Source organism: Mesorhizobium sp. M1342 (genome assembly GCF_040317955.1).
Lineage (GTDB): Bacteria > Pseudomonadota > Alphaproteobacteria > Rhizobiales > Rhizobiaceae > Mesorhizobium.
Genome location: NZ_JAMYLI010000008.1, coordinates 21,823 through 40,370, shown reverse-complemented (window position 1 = coordinate 40,370; position 18,548 = coordinate 21,823). Strand labels below are relative to the sequence as shown.

The 18,548-nt window shown below is 61.6% G+C and carries 15 protein-coding genes; 8 read left to right on the top strand and 7 right to left on the bottom strand.

Translation table 11 applies throughout. From position 1 onward, the window contains the following. The first annotated feature begins 201 nt into the window (after positions 1 to 201). From NKH06_RS10040 to NKH06_RS10030, 3 genes are all read left to right on the top strand, one after another. On the top strand, positions 202 to 1,932 hold the full coding sequence (locus NKH06_RS10040) for a sensor histidine kinase (protein ID WP_352892908.1): 1,731 nt from the start codon (positions 202 to 204) through the stop codon (positions 1,930 to 1,932). Beyond that, positions 1,907 to 2,704, top strand: a complete 798-nt coding sequence (locus NKH06_RS10035; protein ID WP_023812791.1) for a peptidoglycan-binding domain-containing protein — start codon at positions 1,907 to 1,909, stop codon at positions 2,702 to 2,704. The genes NKH06_RS10040 and NKH06_RS10035 overlap by 26 nt, the downstream gene beginning before the upstream one ends. A gap of 229 nt (positions 2,705 to 2,933) precedes the next feature. Next, on the top strand, positions 2,934 to 3,281 hold the full coding sequence (locus tag NKH06_RS10030; RefSeq protein WP_127292524.1) for a DUF1491 family protein: 348 nt from the start codon (positions 2,934 to 2,936) through the stop codon (positions 3,279 to 3,281). On the opposite strand, the gene NKH06_RS10025 is transcribed toward NKH06_RS10030, so the two are convergent. After that, on the bottom strand, positions 3,259 to 4,296 hold the full coding sequence (locus tag NKH06_RS10025; RefSeq protein WP_352892906.1) for a hypothetical protein: 1,038 nt from the start codon (positions 4,294 to 4,296) through the stop codon (positions 3,259 to 3,261). The genes NKH06_RS10030 and NKH06_RS10025 overlap by 23 nt on opposite strands. Positions 4,297 to 5,014: 718 nt before the next feature. Here NKH06_RS10025 and NKH06_RS10020 point away from each other — a divergent pair. Then, a complete protein-coding gene (locus tag NKH06_RS10020; RefSeq protein ID WP_352892904.1) occupies positions 5,015 to 5,971 on the top strand; it encodes a PIN domain-containing protein in 957 nt (318 codons plus the stop codon). Next, positions 5,968 to 6,867 carry a hypothetical protein gene (locus NKH06_RS10015; protein ID WP_352892902.1) on the top strand — a complete coding sequence of 300 codons (900 nt, stop codon included), beginning with the start codon at positions 5,968 to 5,970 and terminating at the stop codon, positions 6,865 to 6,867. The genes NKH06_RS10020 and NKH06_RS10015 overlap by 4 nt, the downstream gene beginning before the upstream one ends. Before the next feature lie 409 nt (positions 6,868 to 7,276). Here NKH06_RS10015 and NKH06_RS10010 read toward each other — a convergent pair whose 3' ends face one another. The 6 genes from NKH06_RS10010 to NKH06_RS09985 all read right to left on the bottom strand — a co-directional run bounded on the left by NKH06_RS10010 (position 7,277) and on the right by NKH06_RS09985 (position 15,156). Continuing rightward, positions 7,277 to 7,846 (bottom strand): DUF1254 domain-containing protein, encoded by a 570-nt coding sequence (locus NKH06_RS10010; RefSeq protein ID WP_352892900.1) that lies wholly within the window; start codon positions 7,844 to 7,846, stop codon positions 7,277 to 7,279. Further along, positions 7,839 to 8,423 carry a DUF1214 domain-containing protein gene (locus tag NKH06_RS10005; protein ID WP_352795220.1) on the bottom strand — a complete coding sequence of 195 codons (585 nt, stop codon included), beginning with the start codon at positions 8,421 to 8,423 and terminating at the stop codon, positions 7,839 to 7,841. Before NKH06_RS10005 ends, NKH06_RS10010 begins: the two co-directional genes overlap by 8 nt. Positions 8,424 to 8,542: 119 nt before the next feature. Beyond that, positions 8,543 to 10,696, bottom strand: coding sequence for a transglycosylase domain-containing protein (locus NKH06_RS10000; protein ID WP_023812797.1), 2,154 nt, complete (start codon positions 10,694 to 10,696; stop codon positions 8,543 to 8,545). A 242-nt stretch (positions 10,697 to 10,938) separates the two neighbouring features. Then, positions 10,939 to 12,378 (bottom strand): FAD-binding oxidoreductase, encoded by a 1,440-nt coding sequence (locus NKH06_RS09995; protein ID WP_352892898.1) that lies wholly within the window; start codon positions 12,376 to 12,378, stop codon positions 10,939 to 10,941. A 239-nt stretch (positions 12,379 to 12,617) separates the two neighbouring features. Beyond that, complete coding sequence (locus NKH06_RS09990; RefSeq protein WP_292642029.1) at positions 12,618 to 13,550, bottom strand: dimethylarginine dimethylaminohydrolase family protein; 933 nt, start codon at positions 13,548 to 13,550, stop codon at positions 12,618 to 12,620. A 22-nt stretch (positions 13,551 to 13,572) separates the two neighbouring features. Continuing rightward, a complete protein-coding gene (locus tag NKH06_RS09985; RefSeq protein ID WP_352892895.1) occupies positions 13,573 to 15,156 on the bottom strand; it encodes a zinc-binding metallopeptidase family protein in 1,584 nt (527 codons plus the stop codon). An 84-nt stretch (positions 15,157 to 15,240) separates the two neighbouring features. Between NKH06_RS09985 and NKH06_RS09980 the strand changes: the two genes are divergently transcribed. The 3 genes from NKH06_RS09980 to NKH06_RS09970 all read left to right on the top strand — a co-directional run bounded on the left by NKH06_RS09980 (position 15,241) and on the right by NKH06_RS09970 (position 18,534). Next, positions 15,241 to 16,137, top strand: coding sequence for a LysR substrate-binding domain-containing protein (locus tag NKH06_RS09980; RefSeq protein ID WP_352609861.1), 897 nt, complete (start codon positions 15,241 to 15,243; stop codon positions 16,135 to 16,137). 119 nt (positions 16,138 to 16,256) lie between these two features. Further along, positions 16,257 to 17,351 carry an ABC transporter ATP-binding protein gene (locus NKH06_RS09975; protein WP_352795216.1) on the top strand — a complete coding sequence of 365 codons (1,095 nt, stop codon included), beginning with the start codon at positions 16,257 to 16,259 and terminating at the stop codon, positions 17,349 to 17,351. Positions 17,352 to 17,418: 67 nt separating this feature from the next. Beyond that, positions 17,419 to 18,534: an ABC transporter substrate-binding protein gene (locus NKH06_RS09970; protein ID WP_128302995.1), complete on the top strand. Its 1,116-nt coding sequence runs from the start codon at positions 17,419 to 17,421 to the stop codon at positions 18,532 to 18,534. The last annotated feature ends 14 nt before the right edge of the window (positions 18,535 to 18,548 follow it).

Genomic DNA, 18,548 nt, shown 5'->3' with positions numbered 1-18,548 from the left:
GCATCCCGATATTTGCCGCAGGCCAGGGCCTTGGTCGGCCCTGCCTTATCCATTCCTTAAACGCTGGATGCGAGTTTCAAAGCCAACCAGAACCATCTGCAAAGCAGAGCTGTCCACGACAAGTGCGAGTGCGTTGAGTTGAGTTCAATCAAGGCCAGATACGTTGAATTGCCTGCCGCGATTTCGGCCGGTTGCGAACGTATGGTCCATCCGTCCATCCTTGGGCGGAGCGACCGCGAGCGCCAGCGCCGTTTCATCGGCGTCATGCTCGCCGCTCCTTTCTTTGCCGCCGGCGCCGCGGTCACGCTGGTCACTTCAGGCATGGGCGCTGCCGTCACCATGGCCGCCATCTTCGCCGCCTTTGGCCTGTGCTGGTTCGTCGCCTTGCTGGTGGCGGCGACCGGCAAGATGGCGATGGCGAGTCGGGTCGCCCTGGTGCTGGCCGGCATTTCTCTCGGCAGTCTCATTGCCGCCGCGGGCGGCTTGGGTTCGCCTGTCGCCATGCTTGTCCTGGCGCTGCCTTTCGAAGCCTGGTGGATCGGCGGCTCGCGACGTGCAGCACTGTGGGGAGCCGTGTCGGCCGCTGTCGCCATCCTGGCCCAGCCTTTGGCTGGAACCGTATTCCCGTTCGCAGGAGCGCAGATCGCGGCGTGGCACTGGCTGGTGCCGTTGGCGTGGGCGCTGACACTGATGCCGCGTGCATCGGCGTTTCAAAACACGGCCGACGCGGCTGTGGTCGACACTGCCGACCAGCTCGAAGACATCATCGATGCGGTGGTCTTGCGGGTCGCCCGCCATGGCGAGGTCCTGGACGCGTCGCCGAAAGCGCGCACGCTTTTGAAACTGCCGCCCGAATTGCTGTCCGGAAACGGCCTCTTCGATCGCGTCCATCTGTCGGATCGCGTTTCCTATCTCAGCGCAATGGCCGACATGCGCGACGGTGCGCTGTCGCGCCGGCTCGAATTGCGCATCCGGCTGCCTCAGACCGGCAATAGCCTGACGGCCGACAATTACCGGCCGTTCTCGCTTGATCTGGTGCGTGGTGAGGAACAGGGTGACGTCTTTACGCTCGTCCTGCGCGAGAATGACGAGATCAGCCGGTTGCGCGAGGATCTCGCGGCGGCCAATGAGGCGGCCGCATCCGCCGAGGTGGCGAAGGGGCGCTTCCTGGCGGTGGTCAGCCACGAACTGCGCACGCCGTTGAATGCCATCATCGGCTTCTCGGATATGCTGCTGCACGAGATGTTCGGCGCCTTCAAGGATCCGCGCCAGAAGGAATATGTCGGCTTGGTACGGGATTCGGGCCAGCATCTGCTCGCCGTCGTAACCTCGATACTCGACGTGTCCAGGATTGAATCGGGCGTTTATGCGACCGAGCCGGAGCCGTTCCGGTTCGCGGAAGCGGTCGACATGTGCCAGTCGATGATGCAGCTGCAGGCGCAGGCCAAGAACATCGATCTGCGGGCGCAGATCGCGCCGGACGCCGGCGACATCAATGCCGATCAGCGCGCCGTGCAGCAGATGCTCATCAACCTGGTCTCCAACGCGATCAAGTTCACCCCCGACGGCGGCGACGTCGTCGTCGGTGCCAAGCGGATCGGTTCGCGCCTGCATTTCTGGGTCAGGGACACCGGCATTGGCATCGCCGAGGAGGATTTCGCCAATCTCGGCAAGCCCTTCATGCAGATCCAGAACGACTATACCCGCCGTTTCGAGGGGACTGGTCTTGGCCTTTCACTGGTCAAGGGCCTGGTGGCGCTGCACGAAGGCACGATGTCCATCGAAAGCATGCCGGGCGAGGGCACCACGGTGACCATCAGCCTGCCGGTGAACGGACCGAAGGGACATCAGGCGGAGAAGGCCGGCGTGCTGACCATGCCTGTAGCGATGGCGAAAGGGGACAGAAATGGCTCGCTCCGCAAAACAGGCTAAGGCGGTCAAGCGCCGCAGCAACGCCTTTCAGGACGGCGCTGTCGCCGTCGGCGGCATGATCTCGCGCAACCCTGTCCTGGTGGGCGGCTCGACGGCATTCCTGGTGACGCTGTTCTACGTCTCCGCAAATGCCTTGTGGTACCAGCCTTTCCCGCATGCCGGCGCATTCTTCGCGACCCGCAGCATTGCGGGTTTTCCGCACGCGGCGCCCGACGAGCCGGAAACGACGTTCAACATCGTGCGGCCATCCGGCGCGCCGGCGCCGATCAAGGGCGATCCGGTTGTCGAGCAGGTGCAAGGCATATTGAAGGATCTCGATTTCTATTCGGGAACGGTCGACGGCATTTCCGGACCCAACACCCGCAAGGCTATCCAGGACTATCAGCAGAAGGTTGGGCTCAACACGTCCGGCGAGATCGACGCGCTTCTGCTCGATCAACTGGGCGCGACGCCGAAAACCGCTTCCGTGGTACCCAGGCCGCAGCCGCGTCCGGATACGCCGGCCGCCGTTCCGGTGTCTTTGCAGACAGGTTCGGGACAGACAAATTCCGGACAGGCGAATGCCGCGACGCAAGCGCCTGATGCCCGCATCGTCAAGATCCAGGCCGGGCTCAAGGCGTTCGGCAATGACGACATGCAGCTGGATGGTGTCGTCGGCGCGCGCACCAAGGCAGCGATCAAGGAATTCCAGTCGCTGTTCGGGCTGCCGCAGACCGGCGAGCCCGATGAGATCGTCTACGTCAAGATGCGCGAGATCGGCCTGACCAACTGACGGCTGAAACGACGGCTCGCCCAGCGGGGGAAATATCGACAAAGCAATTCCAGGAAAAGTGTGAAACGGTTTTCCGTCCGGAATCGCGTCAAACAAGGGCTAAAGTAGTTTGCCGTTTCCTTGAAACGGCAAACTACTTTAGAGAACCCGCCTGCCTTGTTCTCATGCATGCCGTTGTTCCAAAACCGGGACCCACCTTTTGGGCGACATGCATTCGCGGAGTTTTCTCATGCGTGTCACATCGGATCTGTGGGTCTCGGCCCTGTTGCGCCGGGTTTTCGGCGCCGGCGGATTTGCCGCCGTGGTCAAGCGCGGCGCGACCGAGGCCGGCGCTGTCTTCGTCCTGGCGCGGGGCAGGCTGGGCGAGGTTGCCCTGTTCGGCCCGGCGCCGCAGACAAGCTATGATTCGGCCAAGCCCGACGACCGGTTTTTCACTCTGCTCGGAGCCGGCGAGGATGCCGCGGTGCTCGACGCCAGGCTGGAAAGGGAGAAAAAGTTCGATCCCGACATCTGGGTGGTCGAGATCGAGGCCGGCACCGTGCCCGTCGAGGAGCTTATTTCCGTGAAGACGCCCTGAGGCCGGAGGTATCAGCCGCATCGTCGCTGTTTGAGGCGGTGCGTGTATCGCTGTTGGCAGGTGCTGCGCCGCGAACCGCCCTTGAAAGGGTTTCCGCCCGCCACGACCGCATCTTGTCCTGGGCCGCCTCGCGATGCAGCAGCCGGTAGCGGTCGAGGAAAGTCCGGATAGCCTGCGGATGCGGGAACTGGCCGGGATAGACGGCAACCGTGATCAGGAAGGCCCTGTCTTCGCTGAGGTCGAGCGAGCGCAAGGCGGCAAGCAGCGAGGCGTAATTCTGGTTGGCGGTGAGCGATCGCGCGATCTCGAAATCGATATCGAGTGCATCGGCGAGCGCGGTCTGGAAGAACGCGGCATTTCCCGTCAGAGCTGTCTCGCGCAATTTCACATAGGTGTCGGCGCTCTTGAAAGGATCGGCGTTCGTCGCTGCCGCCTCGTCGCCCGTGCGCATCATCGAGCGCAGCCTGCGCCGTGCATTCTCGGCTGCGATGCCGAGCGCCTGTTCCCGGGCCAGCTCGTCAGAGGCGGTTTCCGCGCTCGCTGGCGCGATCTTGTCTGCCGCGGCGGCGTTCGCATCCGGTTCAGGCGCACGCACCAGGGTTGGCCTCTCGAGGGCCCTGATCAGATCAGCAATGGTCGGGTTCAAGCCCTTGCGGCGGGCGATGGCACGCGCATGCGGCAGGCCATGTCGCCCGATCAGGGCGATGAGATCGATGTCGCTGACGGCGCGTGAGCGGATAAGCAGCGGGGCGGCAATGTCGACCGGTTGCTCGCAGAGGCGGCGCACCAGCCCGGCGGGCGCATATTCGCATTCGGAAAGAGCGGCTGCCACGTAACGGCGTGATTCGACGGACACATCGTCGAACAGCGGCAGCGTCAGGTCTTCGAGCTGGCCGATCTCACGGCGTGAAGGGCGGGTGAGCGAGCAGAACGCCGATACCGCGGCGCGGAACAGCCTTTCGGCCTTTCCCGAGTCTTTTCGTACCGCGATTTGCCTGAAGTCCGAAGATGACACGAAGGATACGCCCGTACTCGACACAAATCTCGACCACGCTCCACCGGGACTATGTCGGTTTCGCGCGCGTCTCGGTCAGGACGTCCTGACCTCAAGACAAAGATCAAGTTAGCGACGATCCGTTAGCGCTCCGTTAACCTAAGCCCTTGTTTTCATATGGATTGGTTTAATGTGAAAAAGTAACGAGAAGGGTTTACTTAAAACGCCGAAAGATTTATCGTTACCCATTTCCCTAAGATGCCGCATCGAGCACTCTTGCCTTGGTCCCCAAGGTAGCAACGCGTTCAGACGCTGCAAGAACGGCTCGGTCATAAACTGTCGAAGTTGTAACCGATGTCGAGTGACCGGCCATTCGACCAAGGTCCGTGATGCTAGCATCATACAATCTGGCTTCCGTAATACCTGATGCCCTCAAATCCCGAGCCCAAATCTTGGCGTTAAGCCCAATCGAATTTGCATGCTTTCTAAAGTAGTTCGAGAACTCAGCCTGACTTCATTAACCTTGAAGCGCATCTTGCCCCACACGCTGAAAACATTAGCTAAGCGGGTCGTCAAACTTTTCGATTTGTGTTTGCCAACGTTGCGTTTGCCGGCATCAACCACGTCTTCTTTTTCTTGGTCATCACCCCTCCCATTTCATCGGCAAGACCTCATCAGTTCCGATTCAGTAGACGCCAAACACGGGTTCCGGTAATTGTCTCCCCGTTTGGGGGATTTTATGAATCTTTTTATCGACACCAATGTTCTTCTCAGCTTTTACCACCTCACTGACGATGACATCGAGGAATTGAAAAAGCTCGTTGCGCTAGTGAAGCATGGGCAAATCACGCTCTGGACCACCACTCAAGTTGCTGACGAATTTGCACGAAATCGGGATTCGAAAATCAAGGATGCGCTCAAAGACTTCAACGCACCGTCTTGGAGGTCGCGTGCTCCAGCTTTCCTAAAAGACTATCCCGAATATTTGGCCGCGACCCAGTTCCTCAAAGAAGCAAGCAAGAGACACTCGGCGTTGATGATCAAAGCGAACGCTGACATCAAGGCTGAGAACCTCGCCGCCGACAGCATAATCAGGGATTTACGTGGCAAAGCGACAACGATCGAAGTTACCCCACCGCTGTTTGGAAAGGGTATCGAGCGAATGCGCGCAGGCAATCCACCCGGCAAAAGTGGGATAACGATCGGAGACGAAATTAATTGGGAGTGTCTGCTTTTGTCGGTGCCCAATGGACAGGATTTGCACATCGTATCAACCGACAAGGATTATGCCGCACCTCTAGACGAGGATGCGCTCCATCCATTCCTCGCTTCTGAGTGGGCGTCAAAAAAAGCGTCAACCGCCAGATACTATTCCAAGCTATCGAGCTTTTTTGGCGAGCACTTCAAACAGATCAAGCTGGCTAGCGAAGTTGACCGCCGCATGGCAATTCAGAGACTAGGCGCCAGCGGAAGTTTTTACTCAACCCACATCGCAATCGCGCAGCTCAACGGTTTTACGGATTTCACCTTGTCCGAAATCGAAGACCTAATCGAAATCGCCATGGTGAACGGTCAGGTGGGGGGCATCATGACAGACGACGATGTGGGCGGATTCTATGTAGAACTAGTCGAGGACAACAAGGATAAAATCGATCCAGAGAAATTGAAGATGCTGAACCGGTTGCTGTTCCCATGAGCCAGCTTACCAGCCTTTGGCATTACCTGAGCTTGAGTCCCAATTTTGTCCCTGCGGTTGTCGGTGTGGCGGCGTCATTCGCGGGTGCCTGGGGAGCACAAGTTGCGATTCTTCGCCGGGATCAAAGGCGAGAAGTTCTAGCCAGCGTCAGAGCGGTCAACGAGGCACTGGCCCTGTCTTACGCAATTGGCAACAACTTCCTGTCTCTGAAAAACCAGCATGTGAAGGGGATGCTGGAACGATTTCGTGAGGCAGAAAGCAGCGTACAAGCCCAACTACAACGCATATTCGCATCGCCTCCTAGCGACAAAATCGTACCGATACAAACCGCAATGGAACTACAAACGATGCCGATCTCCAAAGTCCCAATAGATCGGTTAGAAACCGTAGTCTTTGAAAAGCTCAGTGTTAACACAAAAACACTCAATATAGTGATCGAGGTGAACAAGGCGATAGATGCCCTCAGTTCGTCATTAAAAATCAGAAACGATTTGATTCAAAAATGGAAAGACGAGGGTTTGACAGTCAGCGAGTTTGAAAGGACAGTCCGCTACTTTGGATTTCATACAGAAAAGGGAGCGGACGAAACGTATAAGCAGAATCTGCATGCGATCGGAAAATATTGCGATGACTGCATTTATTTCACGACACGTCTAGATGAAGCGCTGAATGAACACGGCAAGAGAATTCGAAGGAATCGATATCGCTTATTCAATCCCCTGCCAAAGCTCGTAGAAGCTGACTTTTCGTCTGAAAGGGCACAACGATTAATGCCTGATCCAAAAGAATATGAAGATTGGGAAAGTGGATTTGTGATGCAGCCAACTTTTCGCGACAAACTGGCGAAAATGGTCAGCCGCAAGAAGAAACCTGTCACTTCTTCGCAAAACCCTTGACGATCAAAAGAACCCGTTTTGATCGTGAACGTGGGCTGGCGTCACTTTCGATCGACCAGCCCGAAGCCGTTTTAAGAATCCGTTTTAAGCGTTTTGCCCATTTCAGCTAATTTTAGTGGCATTTCAGTATCCTAGGTAAACGCTCCGTTAACCCTCTGCCGGCCTTAATGATATTTGGAGGCGTTGCGTTGTGCTCCGGGGAAACCGAGAGGAATGCGCGAACCATGGGCATGGTACTGTCTTTCGTGCCGCGTGCGGCACCAAACAATCGAGTCAAGCAAACCGCCGAAATGCCGGCGGCGGTGATCATCTTCCCTGGCATCCGATATGAGCGGTCGGTCGCCGGCGAAGCACGGCCAGTCGATCCCGACAAGCCGGGGTCGCCAGGGACGAAGCCGGTCCCACACCACTAGAAATCCTGCAGCTCGCAGGAACTCTGCTCGAAGAAACGCGATACGATCGGCTTCCAGCTGTCATCGGGCACGAAGGCGCGGATGACGAAGATGCCTTCCTCGATCGGCGCTTCGACGAAGATCGCTCCTTGAAGATCCTCGGGAAGGTCCTTGCGCACGTCGATCATTTGCGCCGGCGTCAGCACGACAGCATCCAGAACGCCGCCGGTCGCGGTGTGGTCGTTGAAGGAATAGATGTTGTGGCCGCTGCGGTCATAGACCGAGACCGACCAGAACGGGACATGTCCAGGTGCCTTGACGCGGACCATGCCTTCGCCCAGATCGAACCGGCAGGCCGTCGCGTAAAACAGCGGGTCGACGGATTTCACCACGGGCGCGCCACCGGCCTCGGCATCGAGCCGCGTCATCTTGTAGAGATCCGACGCCATGGACAGCCGCGACCAGGCATCGCGTTCGGAAAACTCGGGCACCAGCAGCAGCACGGCGATGTGCACGATGCCGGCGCCGAGCAGCCCGAGCAGGACAGCATGCAGAAGTCCGCGCATCGCAGCGCAAAAACTACGCATTGCAGCCGACCTTGACGATATGCGGCAGCGAGACGTCCGACAGGCCGGTGCTGCTGGCGATCGGCGTGTCGTAGAAGGTCAGCACGAAATACATCCTGCCGGAGCCGTCTGTCAGCAGCCAGTTGCCCGGCATCGGGTGATGGCCGGCGGAAATGATCACCGAATTGTCGGGCTGGCGCACCACCCCATAGGATTGCAGCGCCGCCAGCCGGGGTTTGCCGGTTTCGACCACGCCGAGCGACTGGTCGGCGGCATAAAGCGTCCAGAACCGTGCCGTCGGGAAACCACCCTCGATTGTGTAGGTGCATTCGCGCTTGAGCTCGGCGCCGCCCGTGTCGCGCTCGGCGACGAAGGACAGCCCCTCGGCGCGGCCGAGCGCAAGCACACCCTCGCGCGCCACGCGGGCTTTGGAATAGGGATCGGCGGCCGGCGTGCCGATATCGGGAAAGGCCGTCCATTGGCCGATCCTGATGGCGCCGACACCATCCTGGACTTTCAGCGCATACCAGACGCTGCCGCCACCGCCGACGATGGCTATGGCAAGCGAAAGCAGCGTCAGGAAGGCATTCTTGAGCATGAGGGGCCGGGAACACGAAGAGTTGCCGCTCGGGGATATCGCGGCGCGGGGCCTTGTGGCAAGCGGGCCGATGGATTTGCCGCCCCGGACCAGTTGAAAGACCTGCCCAGTCGGAAAGATCACAGCGCCGACAGCGTCTCCGGCGGTTGAGGCGTACTGAGGACGGGGGCCGACTGGAACAGCGTGGTCATGTCCCGCAGCGTCTGGGTCGTGCGGCTGGACAGCACCGGCGGCCGCTCGGCCGCCGCATTGGCCGCCGCCTGTTCGTCGCTCTTCTTCAGCGCTTCCTCGGCCTTGGCCGCTATCTCCTCGTCGACGAAAGGTTTGTCGATGCCGGGGATCGGCTTGAGGTCGATATTCTGGTGCGCGTAGACCATCAGTCGCTGCCACACCATCGCCGGCAGCGAGCCGCCGGTCATGTTCTTGGTCGGCGTGAAGTCGTCATTGCCCATCCACACCGCCGCCGTGTAGTTGCCGGTGAAGCCGACAAACCAGGCGTCGCGGTAGGATTGCGTCGTGCCCGTCTTGCCGGCGACGACGATGTTGGGAAGTTGAGCCCGCCGCGCGGTGCCCATCACCGGCACTGCCGCCAGCATGGTGTTCATCGATTTCAGTGCCTGCTCCGACAGCACCCGGTGCGGCGGCGGCGCATCCTTGGCGAAATCATAGACCACCTCGCCGGTGCGGGTGACGAGCTGGCTGACGCCGTGCCGGGAGCCGACGAAGCCATTGTCGGCGAACACGCTGTAGCCCGTCGCCTGGTCCATCACGGTCATGCCCGAGGTGCCGAGAACCATCGTCTTGTGTGCTTCGATCGGCGATTCCACACCCATCGCCTCGGCCATGGCCTTGATCGGGCCGATGCCGAGATGATCCTTGGCCAGCCGCACCGGCACGGTGTTGATCGATTTGGCCATTGCCATGATCAAGGTGACGTTGCCCGCCGACCCGCCGTTGTAATTGTGCGGCGACCAGCTGCCCCAACTGATCGGGCCGCCGGAAATAATGGAGTTGGGAGTGAAGCCGTGTTCCATCGCCGTTGCGTAGACATAGGGCTTGAATGACGAGCCGGTCTGGCGCAGCGCCTTGGTGGCGCGGTTGAACTGGCTGGCGCCGTAGTCGCGGCCGCCGACGATGGCGCGCACGGCGCCGTTGGTCTCGATGACCACGACCGCGCCCTCGGTGACGTTATACTCCTTGCCGAACTGGCGCAGGTGGAACTCCACCGATTCTTCCGCCGCCTTCTGGATGTTGGCGTCGAAGGTGGTGTGGGCGACGAGCGAGTGCTGGCCCGGCTTGGCGATCTTCTTGACCTCGTCGAATGCCCAGTCGAGGTAATAGTCAGGGCTTTTCTGTTCGCCGCGGTCGACGACATCGGCCGGATGCAGCCTGGCCTGCAGGACCTGGCCTTCGGTCATGAAGCCGGCATCGACAAGGTTGGACAGCACCACGTTGGCGCGCGCGCGCGCCGCCGGCAGGTTGATGTGCGGCGCATATTTGGTCGGCGCCTTGAACAGGCCGGCCAGCATCGCCGCCTCGGCGAGGTTCAGGTCCTTGACGCTCTTGCCGAAATAGAAGTCGGCGGCCGCCTCGATGCCGAACGTGCCGCCACCCATATAGGCGCGGTCGAGATAGAGCTGCAGGATCTCCTTCTTCGACAGATTGGCCTCGAGCCACAGCGACAGGAAGGCTTCCTTGATCTTGCGCTCCAGCGTGCGCTCATTGGTGAGGAACAGGTTCTTGGCCAATTGCTGGGTGATGCTCGAGCCGCCCTGAACGACGGAGTTCGCCCGCACATTCTCGAAGATGGCGCGCGAAAGGCCGAGCACATCGATGCCGTAGTGATCGAAGAAGCGGCGATCCTCGGTGGCAAGCACCGCCTTGATGACGTGATCGGGCATCTCGTCGACCGGCACGGAATCGCGCTGGATGATGCCGCGCTGGCCGATCTCGTTGCCATAGCGGTCGAGGAACGTGACGGCGAAGTCGCCCTGGGCGCGCCAGTCGCCGGCAGTGTCCTGGAAAGCCGGAATGGCCAGCGCCAGCATCACCACGATGCCGACGGCGCCGAGCGTGAAACCTTCGCTCAGCAGTTCGATGATGCCACGGCGCCAGCCGTTGACGCGGAAGCGCCGCGAGAAGATCGTCGCCGATTCCCAGAACTGGCGCGCCTTGAAGCCGATCTCGTAGAGCGAGGAATCGATCCACGCGTCGAGCGCCAGCAGCCGGGCGGCGATCGGACCTCTTCTCTTGCGCGGTTCGGGACTGGCCATTCGATATCCGGCTAGCAATTGCACGACCTGAGAACCGCAAACCGGCAATTTCAGGGCGATGCATTCCGCAAGACTATTCCTCCATTTTTCCAGCACTCACAAGGGCGGCGAAGACACAGTATCGGGTTTGTTGCTGATGGCGCGGGCCGGGAATACAACTCGACGCCAACAGCATGTGACAGCAAAAGCCCGCGCCTCCAGCGGCGACGTGTGCTTTTTTATCACTGCAGCACGGGCGCGCCTCAAGCAGCTCGCAGGCTTTCTTTCGGGCGCAAATTCTGGTTCATGCGGAACAGGTTCAATGGGTCGTAGCGCTGCTTGATTTCCAGAAGCCGTCGATGGTTGCCACCATAGGCCGCTTCGACCCGGTCGACCTCGTCCTCTGGCATGAAGTTCACATAGGCGGTGCCGGCGGCATAAGGTTTGGCCGCCTCGTAGATTGAACGAGCCCAGTCGGTGCAAGCCTTGTCCATCGTCGGTTCGCGCCAGCGGGCGTGAACGTTCATGACGAAATGCGAACTGCGCTGTGGAAACGCCGTTGCGTCCGCCTTGACGCGACCTGCCGCGCCGCCGACATGGCCGATAAATATCTCGCATTCGGGTCCCGGCAGCCTGGCTATTGCCCCCCTGACGACCGCAGCCGCCTCCTCGGAAAACTCGGTGAAGTCATGGCTCTTCCAGTAGTTGCGGGCGCCGGGCGTGAGCAGTGGGTCGAATGCCTGCTGCCAGCCGGTGAACGGGCTGGGGCCCACGACATCGGCAATCGGCGTGCCGATGGCTCGAAGTTTTTGCGTCGCCTTTTCGCCTGCCTCGATGTCGCCGCAATAGCACATGGCCAGCACCAGAACCTCCTTGCCATGCCACTCCGCGGGCAGGAAGGGCAGCGGCGGCGCCTGCCGCATGACCACCCAGCAGGTCAACTCGTCAGGTGCGGTCTCGAGCGCCTTGCGATACTCCCGCAGCACCTTTTCGGCATCGGCGAAGGGATGGACGACAAGCCCCGCCAGCACTTGCGGTCCAAACTCATGGAGTTCGAACTCGAATGCCGTGACGACGCCGAAATTGCCGCCGCCGCCGCGCAGCGCCCAGAACAAGTCCGGATTTTCGGCATGGCTGGCCCGGAGCAGTTTGCCATCGGCGGTGACCACATCGACGGAGGCAAGATTGTCGATGGTCAGGCCGAATTTGCGGGTGATCCAGCCGAAGCCGCCACCCAGCGTCAGGCCGGATATGCCGGTGGTCGAGTTGATGCCGGTCGGTACCACCAGCCCGAAGGCCTGCGTTTCCTTGTCGACATCGGCAAGCGTCGCGCCAGGCCCGACCCATGCCCGCCGCGCGGCGACATCGACCCGCACCGATCTCATCAATGACAGATCGATCATCAGGCCACCGTCGCAGACCGCACTTCCGGCAATGTTGTGGCCGCCGCCGCGCACCGAGACGAGAAGCCTGTTCTCCCTGGCGAAATTCACGGCACTGACGACATCGGAAGCGCCGACGCAGCACACGATCAGCCCGGGCCGTCGGTCGACCGTGGCATTCCAGACGGTTCGTGCTTCGTCATACGCGGCATCGCCTTCGCTCAGCATTTTGCCGCGCAATTGTGCCGAAAACGCTTCCAGGGCTGCGGCGTCGACTGTCGTTTTGCCGCGTTCAAGCGTGGTGAGGCTCATGGTGTTCATGGTTTCCTCCCGATTTGCAGATGAGCTGTCCTATCCCAAAAGACGGTTTTACTGTGCGCTTATATTAGCTATCGCGCAAGTTTCGCATCGGGCAGCGTTCCGACTCGCAAGCCGGGCACATGGTGCCGCCAGCCGGCGATCTCAGCCGTTTTGCCCGCGCGACCTTGCACCCTCGGCGGCCAGGATGCCGATCATGCTGATGCGAATGTGAGCGAAGCAGCGTAGCGCTATCCCACTCCTCAGGCCGGTTCGCGCTTCAGCGCCTGCGCCATGCAGTGGATGCCGCCGCCGGTCTTCGAGATCTCGCTCATGTCGACGGCCGCGACCTCGAAGCCGCGCGCCTTGAGCTGGCCGATCAGCGTCTGGCTGGAGGTCGGCGCGATCACCCGGTCCTTGCCGAGCGACATGAAGTTGCAGCCGAGGGCCATCGTGTCCTGGAACGGCACGTCGATGATCTCGTGGCCCTTGCCCTTCAGCCAGTCGACGATGCCGGGTTCGGTGCAGGCGAGGCAGACGGCGGTCAGCTTTTCGGCGATCGGCACCACCATCAGGTCGATATGGACGTAGTATTCGTCGATGAAGGCGATGCGGGTTTCCCAGCCCTCCTTGTCGAACCAGGCTTGTACTTGGCGCGCGCCTTCCTCCTGCGTGCGGGCGCCGCCGCAGCCGATCAGCACGACGCCGTCCTCGATGACGTTGAAGTCGCCGCCCTCGAACGTACCAGCCGTGACCATGTCGTAGATCGGGATGCCGAGCTTTTCGTAGGTGCGGATTGCGGCATAATTCTCGCCGCGCCGCCACCAGTTGGCCATGGCGGTGATGAAGGCGCCGTAGGGCGTCATGACGCTGGAATCGCGGGAATAGACCTGCATCGGCAGTTCCGGTGTCGGCTCGTGCCAATGGATGTTCACGCCGAAATGCTCGTAGGCGGCGACAAGATCCTTATGCTGCGCCTGGGCGATCTGGACGTTGCAGGGTGCCTCGCGCAGATGCTTTCGCGACAGCGAGCTAGTCGAGAGATGACGCAGGAAATTGGGTGAGCCGAGCAGCACGTCGGTCAGCACGTCGGTCTCGTTGGCGAAGCCCCAGGCGGTCAGCGGCTTGGTGCCGCCGGCCGGGTTGCGGCGCTGCAGCGAAAACGGCTCGGCGACAATGCGGTCATGAACGGTCATGGGGTGCTCCTCGTGAGGGTGTCTAATTGCTCGGTATCCACCAGTCGCGTCCGCGTGGGGTGGTGACATATTCAGGCCAGCGAAATCCAATCGGCGGCTCGTAGTCGCAGAGCGGCGCGATCCAGTTCGAGCCGCCTATGCCGCCGCCGGTGCGGGCGACGAATTCATTCATCGCCGCATCGCGGGCGGTTTTGTCCTCGAGCAGGCGAAGGGCGGCGAGCGCGATCGTGCGGGAGGCGCAGGCCACCATCGGGTCGATGGTGGCGGGAATACCGCCCAACGCATTCATCACCCATGACGGATAGGGATAGCCGGTCTCCGAACGCAGCGCCGGGCGGGCGACATAGAAGCGCGCCGTCGGCGTATGCCAGCTCATGTCGGTGTAGTCGTCGGAGGTCGAATTGACCTGCGAGGGCGGCAGATCGCGGCGCAGGATTGCTTCCGCCGCCTGCGGCTCGATCAGGCGCTCCAGCTCTTCGATGAACGGCTCGTCGCTCGCCATGCGCCCGGCATTGACCTGTATCTCGCGCGCGACTGCCTTGGCGTCCTCGTCCCAGCGCGGCGGCCCGACCGTCGACAGTGCTTCATAGGCGATTTCGGCCATTACATGATTGGTAAGTCCCGGCCGTGACTTCGACACCCAATGCCGCTCGGTGCGGCAACCATTCATCGCTGCCGCCGCCTCGGCATTGCGGTCGAGCACCGCGGTGACCTGCTCGGCCATGGCGAGCGTCGGCACGCGGATCATGTACTGGATCTCGGCCAGCCCCGCCGGCAAATTGTCGGCGGTCGCTTGCCCCGCCGTCAGGATCGCCTCGCTGATCGACCAGCCGCCCTGGTGAGGCAGCATGGAATCGCGCAGAGCCTTGGAGGCCATGTACATCATCAACAATGCGTCGTTGGCGCCGGGGGCGCGCGCCGCCGAATGTGCTTGCGGAATGGGTGCAGCACCCGCAGCCAGCGCCCAGCGCTCCGGTTGGTCGCAGATGAAGCGATAGACCATCGCGTAGGCCGCGCCGCAATGTGTGTCCCAGCGCGCCGTGTTGCAGAGCGGCAGCATGTAGAACGGGTGAAAGGAGATCATGCCGGCAAGGCCGTCATAATAGCCCTTGGCGGCATGGATCGGCTTTGACCCGCGCACCTTTTCCGCCGGCTCGCCGGTGAAGCGCAGCGTGCCTGATATGCCGTGGCGCTGCATCGCCGCCTTGGTCGCCAGCAGCCCGCCGAGGCTCGAAATGCCCAGCCCGGAATGCGGGTCGGTGTGGCCGCCGGCCTGGTTGCCAAGTCCCCGGCGCGGACGCTCGACCGTAGCGGCATCCTGGCAATTGCCCGGCACCGCGTCGTATTCGGCGTACATGCCGATGGTCGGGCCGGGGCCGTTGGTCCAATGCGCGCAGAAGGCGGTCGGCATGCCGCCGGAACCTTCTTCGACGGAAAAGCCTTCGAGTTTCAGTCGCTCGACATACCAGGCGGCGGATTGATACTCCCGCCACGCGGTCTCGCCGTAATCGAAGATGGTGCGTGTCCACGCGGACAACAACGGCTGGATGCCGTCGAGACAGGCAAGGGCGGTTGCTTGCGCCGAGGTGGCCACCGGTTTCTCCATGGCATGAGAAGAAAGCAGTGAAGCGGTTCGCTAAAAAGTGATATGTTTTCCCGGTTCGTGCAAATTCGGTTCACCTGAGGCTCCTTGCGTATACCATCGACACAAGCGCTGCGCGCGCTCGACAGCTTCGCCCGGCACGGCAGCGTCTGGCGCGCCGCCGACGAGTTGCACCTGACCCGCAGCGCTGTTAGCCATCAGCTTCGCCTGCTGGAGCGCGACCTCGGCTTCGACCTGCTCGAACGCATCGGCAAGGGCGTGGCGCTGACGCCGCGCGGCCAGCGCTATGCCAGCGACGTGCGCAAGGCGCTGACCGTTCTGGGCGATGCGGTGACGCGTGATGCCGGCACCGGCGTCGGCGGCTCGTTCGCCGTCAGTTGCACGCCCGGCTTCGCCTCGCTGTTCTTGTGCACCCATATCGGCGAGTTCCGGCAGATGTATCCCGACGTGGCGCTGCGCATCCTGACGCCGCGCCGGCTCGACGATGTCAGCAACGCCGACGCCGATGCCTTCATTGCGTTCGGTGTCGGCAATTGGCCGAACCGGGCGGTCGAACCGCTCTGCGAAATCTCGTTCACGCCGCTCTGCAGCCCGACGCTGCTCAACAAGATCGGCGGCTTTTCCCGGCCGTCGGACGTGCTGCGCGCCAACCTGCTGCATCTCGATGACACCGAGGATTGGGCGCGCTGGCTGGCGTTGTCCAAGGTGGAAAACCCCGACATTGAGGGCGGCATCTTCTTTTCGGACATGAACCTCGTCTTCTCGGCGGCGATTGCCGGCCAGGGCATCGCCATGGGCGACGAACTGACCAGCCGGCGGGCGCTGAGCGAGGGCCGGTTGGTCAGGCCGTTCGATATAGCGATCAAGTCGCCGCGCTCCTATTTCCTGGTCTCCGAACATGCCAAGGCTTCGCATCCGGTTCTGGAAGCGTTCACGGGATGGCTGCGGTCGAAACTCCAGGAGAACCGCATTCTGCCGTATTGAGGGCAGTTGGCGACATCTCGCCATAGATGAATGGAATTTGCCGATCACGCGAAAACTATTCGGTTGCGGTGAGCCGGCACCCTGCCTACGATTTCGACAAGCGTTAGGGAAAGGGCAGTATGCAGCAACCCGGCCGTGCCGCAGAGATCAAGGCAATCGGGATCGGCAAGAGCTTCGGCTCGTTCCGTGCGCTGGACAATCTGTCGCTCGATATCGGCCGTGGCGAGTTCCTGACCCTTCTCGGGCCGTCCGGTTCGGGCAAGACCACCTTCCTGATGATCCTTGCCGGCTTCGTGCAGCCAACCGAGGGCAGGCTGCTCAGCGACGGCGTCGACATCACCGACCGGCCGGCCGAGCAGCGCGCCGCCGGCATGGTGTTCCAAGGCTACGCGCTGTTCCCGCATATGAGCGTCGAAGCCAACATCGCCTTCCCACTCAAGGTGCGCAAGAAATCGGCCGTCGACATCAAGCGCCGTGTCGGCGAGATGATCGAGCGCGTCGGCCTCAAGGGCCACGAGAAAAAACTGCCGGCGCAACTGTCGGGCGGCCAGCAGCAGCGCGTGGCGCTGGCCCGTGCGCTGGTGTTCGAACCGGGCGTACTGTTGCTCGATGAGCCGTTTTCCGCGCTCGACAAGGGCCTGCGCGGCCAGATGCAGGCCGAAATGAAGCGGCTGCACCAGGAGACCGGCACCACCTTCGTCTTCGTCACCCACGACCAGAGCGAGGCGCTGGCGCTGTCGTCGCGCGTCGCCATCTTCAATCATGGCAAGCTGCTGCAGGTCGGAGCGCCCGACGAGGTCTACGACCGGCCGGACAACCGCTTCGTCGCCGAGTTCCTTGGCGAGATCAACATGCTGCCGCTAAAGGGGGTCAAGCCCGCCGGCAATGGCTCGACCGGCCTGTGCGAAGACCGCGCGGTCAGCATGGGCTGCAAGGCCGAACTCGTGCGCGGCGACGCCATCCTGGCGATCCGGCCCGAATACATGTCGATATCGGGCGAGGCGGCAGATGGTGAGAATGGGATCGCCGCTACCGCCACCAACTCCACCTACCTAGGTGCTGCAACGCGGCTCGACCTGACAACGCGGCAAGGCGCCAAGGTCACGGTCTCGGTGCCGAACGAGGTGGCTGCCGCGGCGTTGAGCAAGGGTAACTCCGTCTGGCTCACCTGGCCGGCGGAAAAGGGTTTCCTTCTTCCGCATGGAGGACAATGACAAGCGGTGTGGCGAGACATCGCAGACCGCTTTCCGGCACTATCAACAACAAAAAAGGGGAACTGACATGACACATGATACCAAGAAACAAGCCATCGATAGCCTGTCCGCCAGGGCAGGTCGCGGCGAGATCTCGCGCCGGCAGTTCACACAGTTGGCGGCACTCGTGCTGGCCGGCACGCCGATGCTGCTGCGCTCGACAGGTGCCTTTGCGCAGGCCAAGGAACTTGTGCTGGTCAACTGGGGTGGCGATGCCATCACCGCCTACGATGCCGCCTATGGCCAGGCCTTCACCAAGGACACCGGCATCACCGTCAAGATGGACGGTTCGGGTCCGACCGAAGGCGCCATCGCCGCACAGTTCAAGAGCGGCGCGCCGACCTGGGATCTCGTCGACGTAGACCCGTTCTCGGCCATCACGCTCGGCGCCCAAGGGGCTCTCGAGCCGATCGATTACAACATCGTCGACAAGAAGAAGATGCGGCCCGGCTTTGGTTGGGAATACGCCGCCTCGACCTATTTCTTCTCCTATGTCATCGCCTATGATTCCGAGAAGTACGGCAAGGACGCGCCGACCGGCATGGCCGATTTCTTCGATGTGAAGAAATTCCCCGGCAAGCGCTCGCTCTACAAATGGGGCGTGTCGAGCTGGGAAGCGGCGCTGCTCGCCGACGGTATCGCGCCTGCGTCGCTCTACCCGCTCGACCTCAAGCGCGCCCATGACAAGATCGCCGCCTTCAAGGAAAACGTCGTTGCCTATTGGGGCGGCGGCGCCGAAAGCCAGAGCGTGCTACTCAATGGCGAGGCCTCGATGGCGATCGTCTGGTCGACCCGTGCCTCGCTGATCGAGCAGGATTCGGGCGGCAAGATCAAGTTCATCTGGGACCAGGGCCTGATCTCGCCCGGCGCGCTGGCCGTGCTCAAGGGCAACCCCGGCGGCAAGGACGCTGCGATGAAGTTCATCGCCAGTGCCCAGGACCCTGAAAAGCAGCTGGTCATGTTCGACAAGCTCGGCCAAGGTCCTGCAAACCCGGCGGCAGACGCGCTGATCCCCGCCGACAAGAAGCGCATCAATCCGGTCGATCCCGAGAACATGAAGAAGCAGATCGCGCTCGACATGGACTGGTACGCCAAGAATTATGGGCCGGCGCTCGACGAATACACCAAGATCATCTCGGCCTGATCAGGGGCGGGGTC

Coding starts and splice junctions, on each gene's coding strand:
- NKH06_RS10010 (WP_352892900.1), bottom strand. CDS start 7,846: ATGCGTAGTTTTTGCGCTGCGATGCGCGGACTTCTGCATGCTGTCCTG.
- NKH06_RS10005 (WP_352795220.1), bottom strand. CDS start 8,423: ATGCTCAAGAATGCCTTCCTGACGCTGCTTTCGCTTGCCATAGCCATC.
- NKH06_RS10000 (WP_023812797.1), bottom strand. CDS start 10,696: ATGGCCAGTCCCGAACCGCGCAAGAGAAGAGGTCCGATCGCCGCCCGG.
- NKH06_RS09975 (WP_352795216.1), top strand. CDS start 16,257: ATGCAGCAACCCGGCCGTGCCGCAGAGATCAAGGCAATCGGGATCGGC.
- NKH06_RS09985 (WP_352892895.1), bottom strand. CDS start 15,156: ATGGAGAAACCGGTGGCCACCTCGGCGCAAGCAACCGCCCTTGCCTGT.
- NKH06_RS10040 (WP_352892908.1), top strand. CDS start 202: ATGGTCCATCCGTCCATCCTTGGGCGGAGCGACCGCGAGCGCCAGCGC.
- NKH06_RS09995 (WP_352892898.1), bottom strand. CDS start 12,378: ATGAACACCATGAGCCTCACCACGCTTGAACGCGGCAAAACGACAGTC.
- NKH06_RS10015 (WP_352892902.1), top strand. CDS start 5,968: ATGAGCCAGCTTACCAGCCTTTGGCATTACCTGAGCTTGAGTCCCAAT.
- NKH06_RS10020 (WP_352892904.1), top strand. CDS start 5,015: ATGAATCTTTTTATCGACACCAATGTTCTTCTCAGCTTTTACCACCTC.
- NKH06_RS09970 (WP_128302995.1), top strand. CDS start 17,419: ATGACACATGATACCAAGAAACAAGCCATCGATAGCCTGTCCGCCAGG.
- NKH06_RS10035 (WP_023812791.1), top strand. CDS start 1,907: ATGGCTCGCTCCGCAAAACAGGCTAAGGCGGTCAAGCGCCGCAGCAAC.
- NKH06_RS10030 (WP_127292524.1), top strand. CDS start 2,934: ATGCGTGTCACATCGGATCTGTGGGTCTCGGCCCTGTTGCGCCGGGTT.
- NKH06_RS09990 (WP_292642029.1), bottom strand. CDS start 13,550: ATGACCGTTCATGACCGCATTGTCGCCGAGCCGTTTTCGCTGCAGCGC.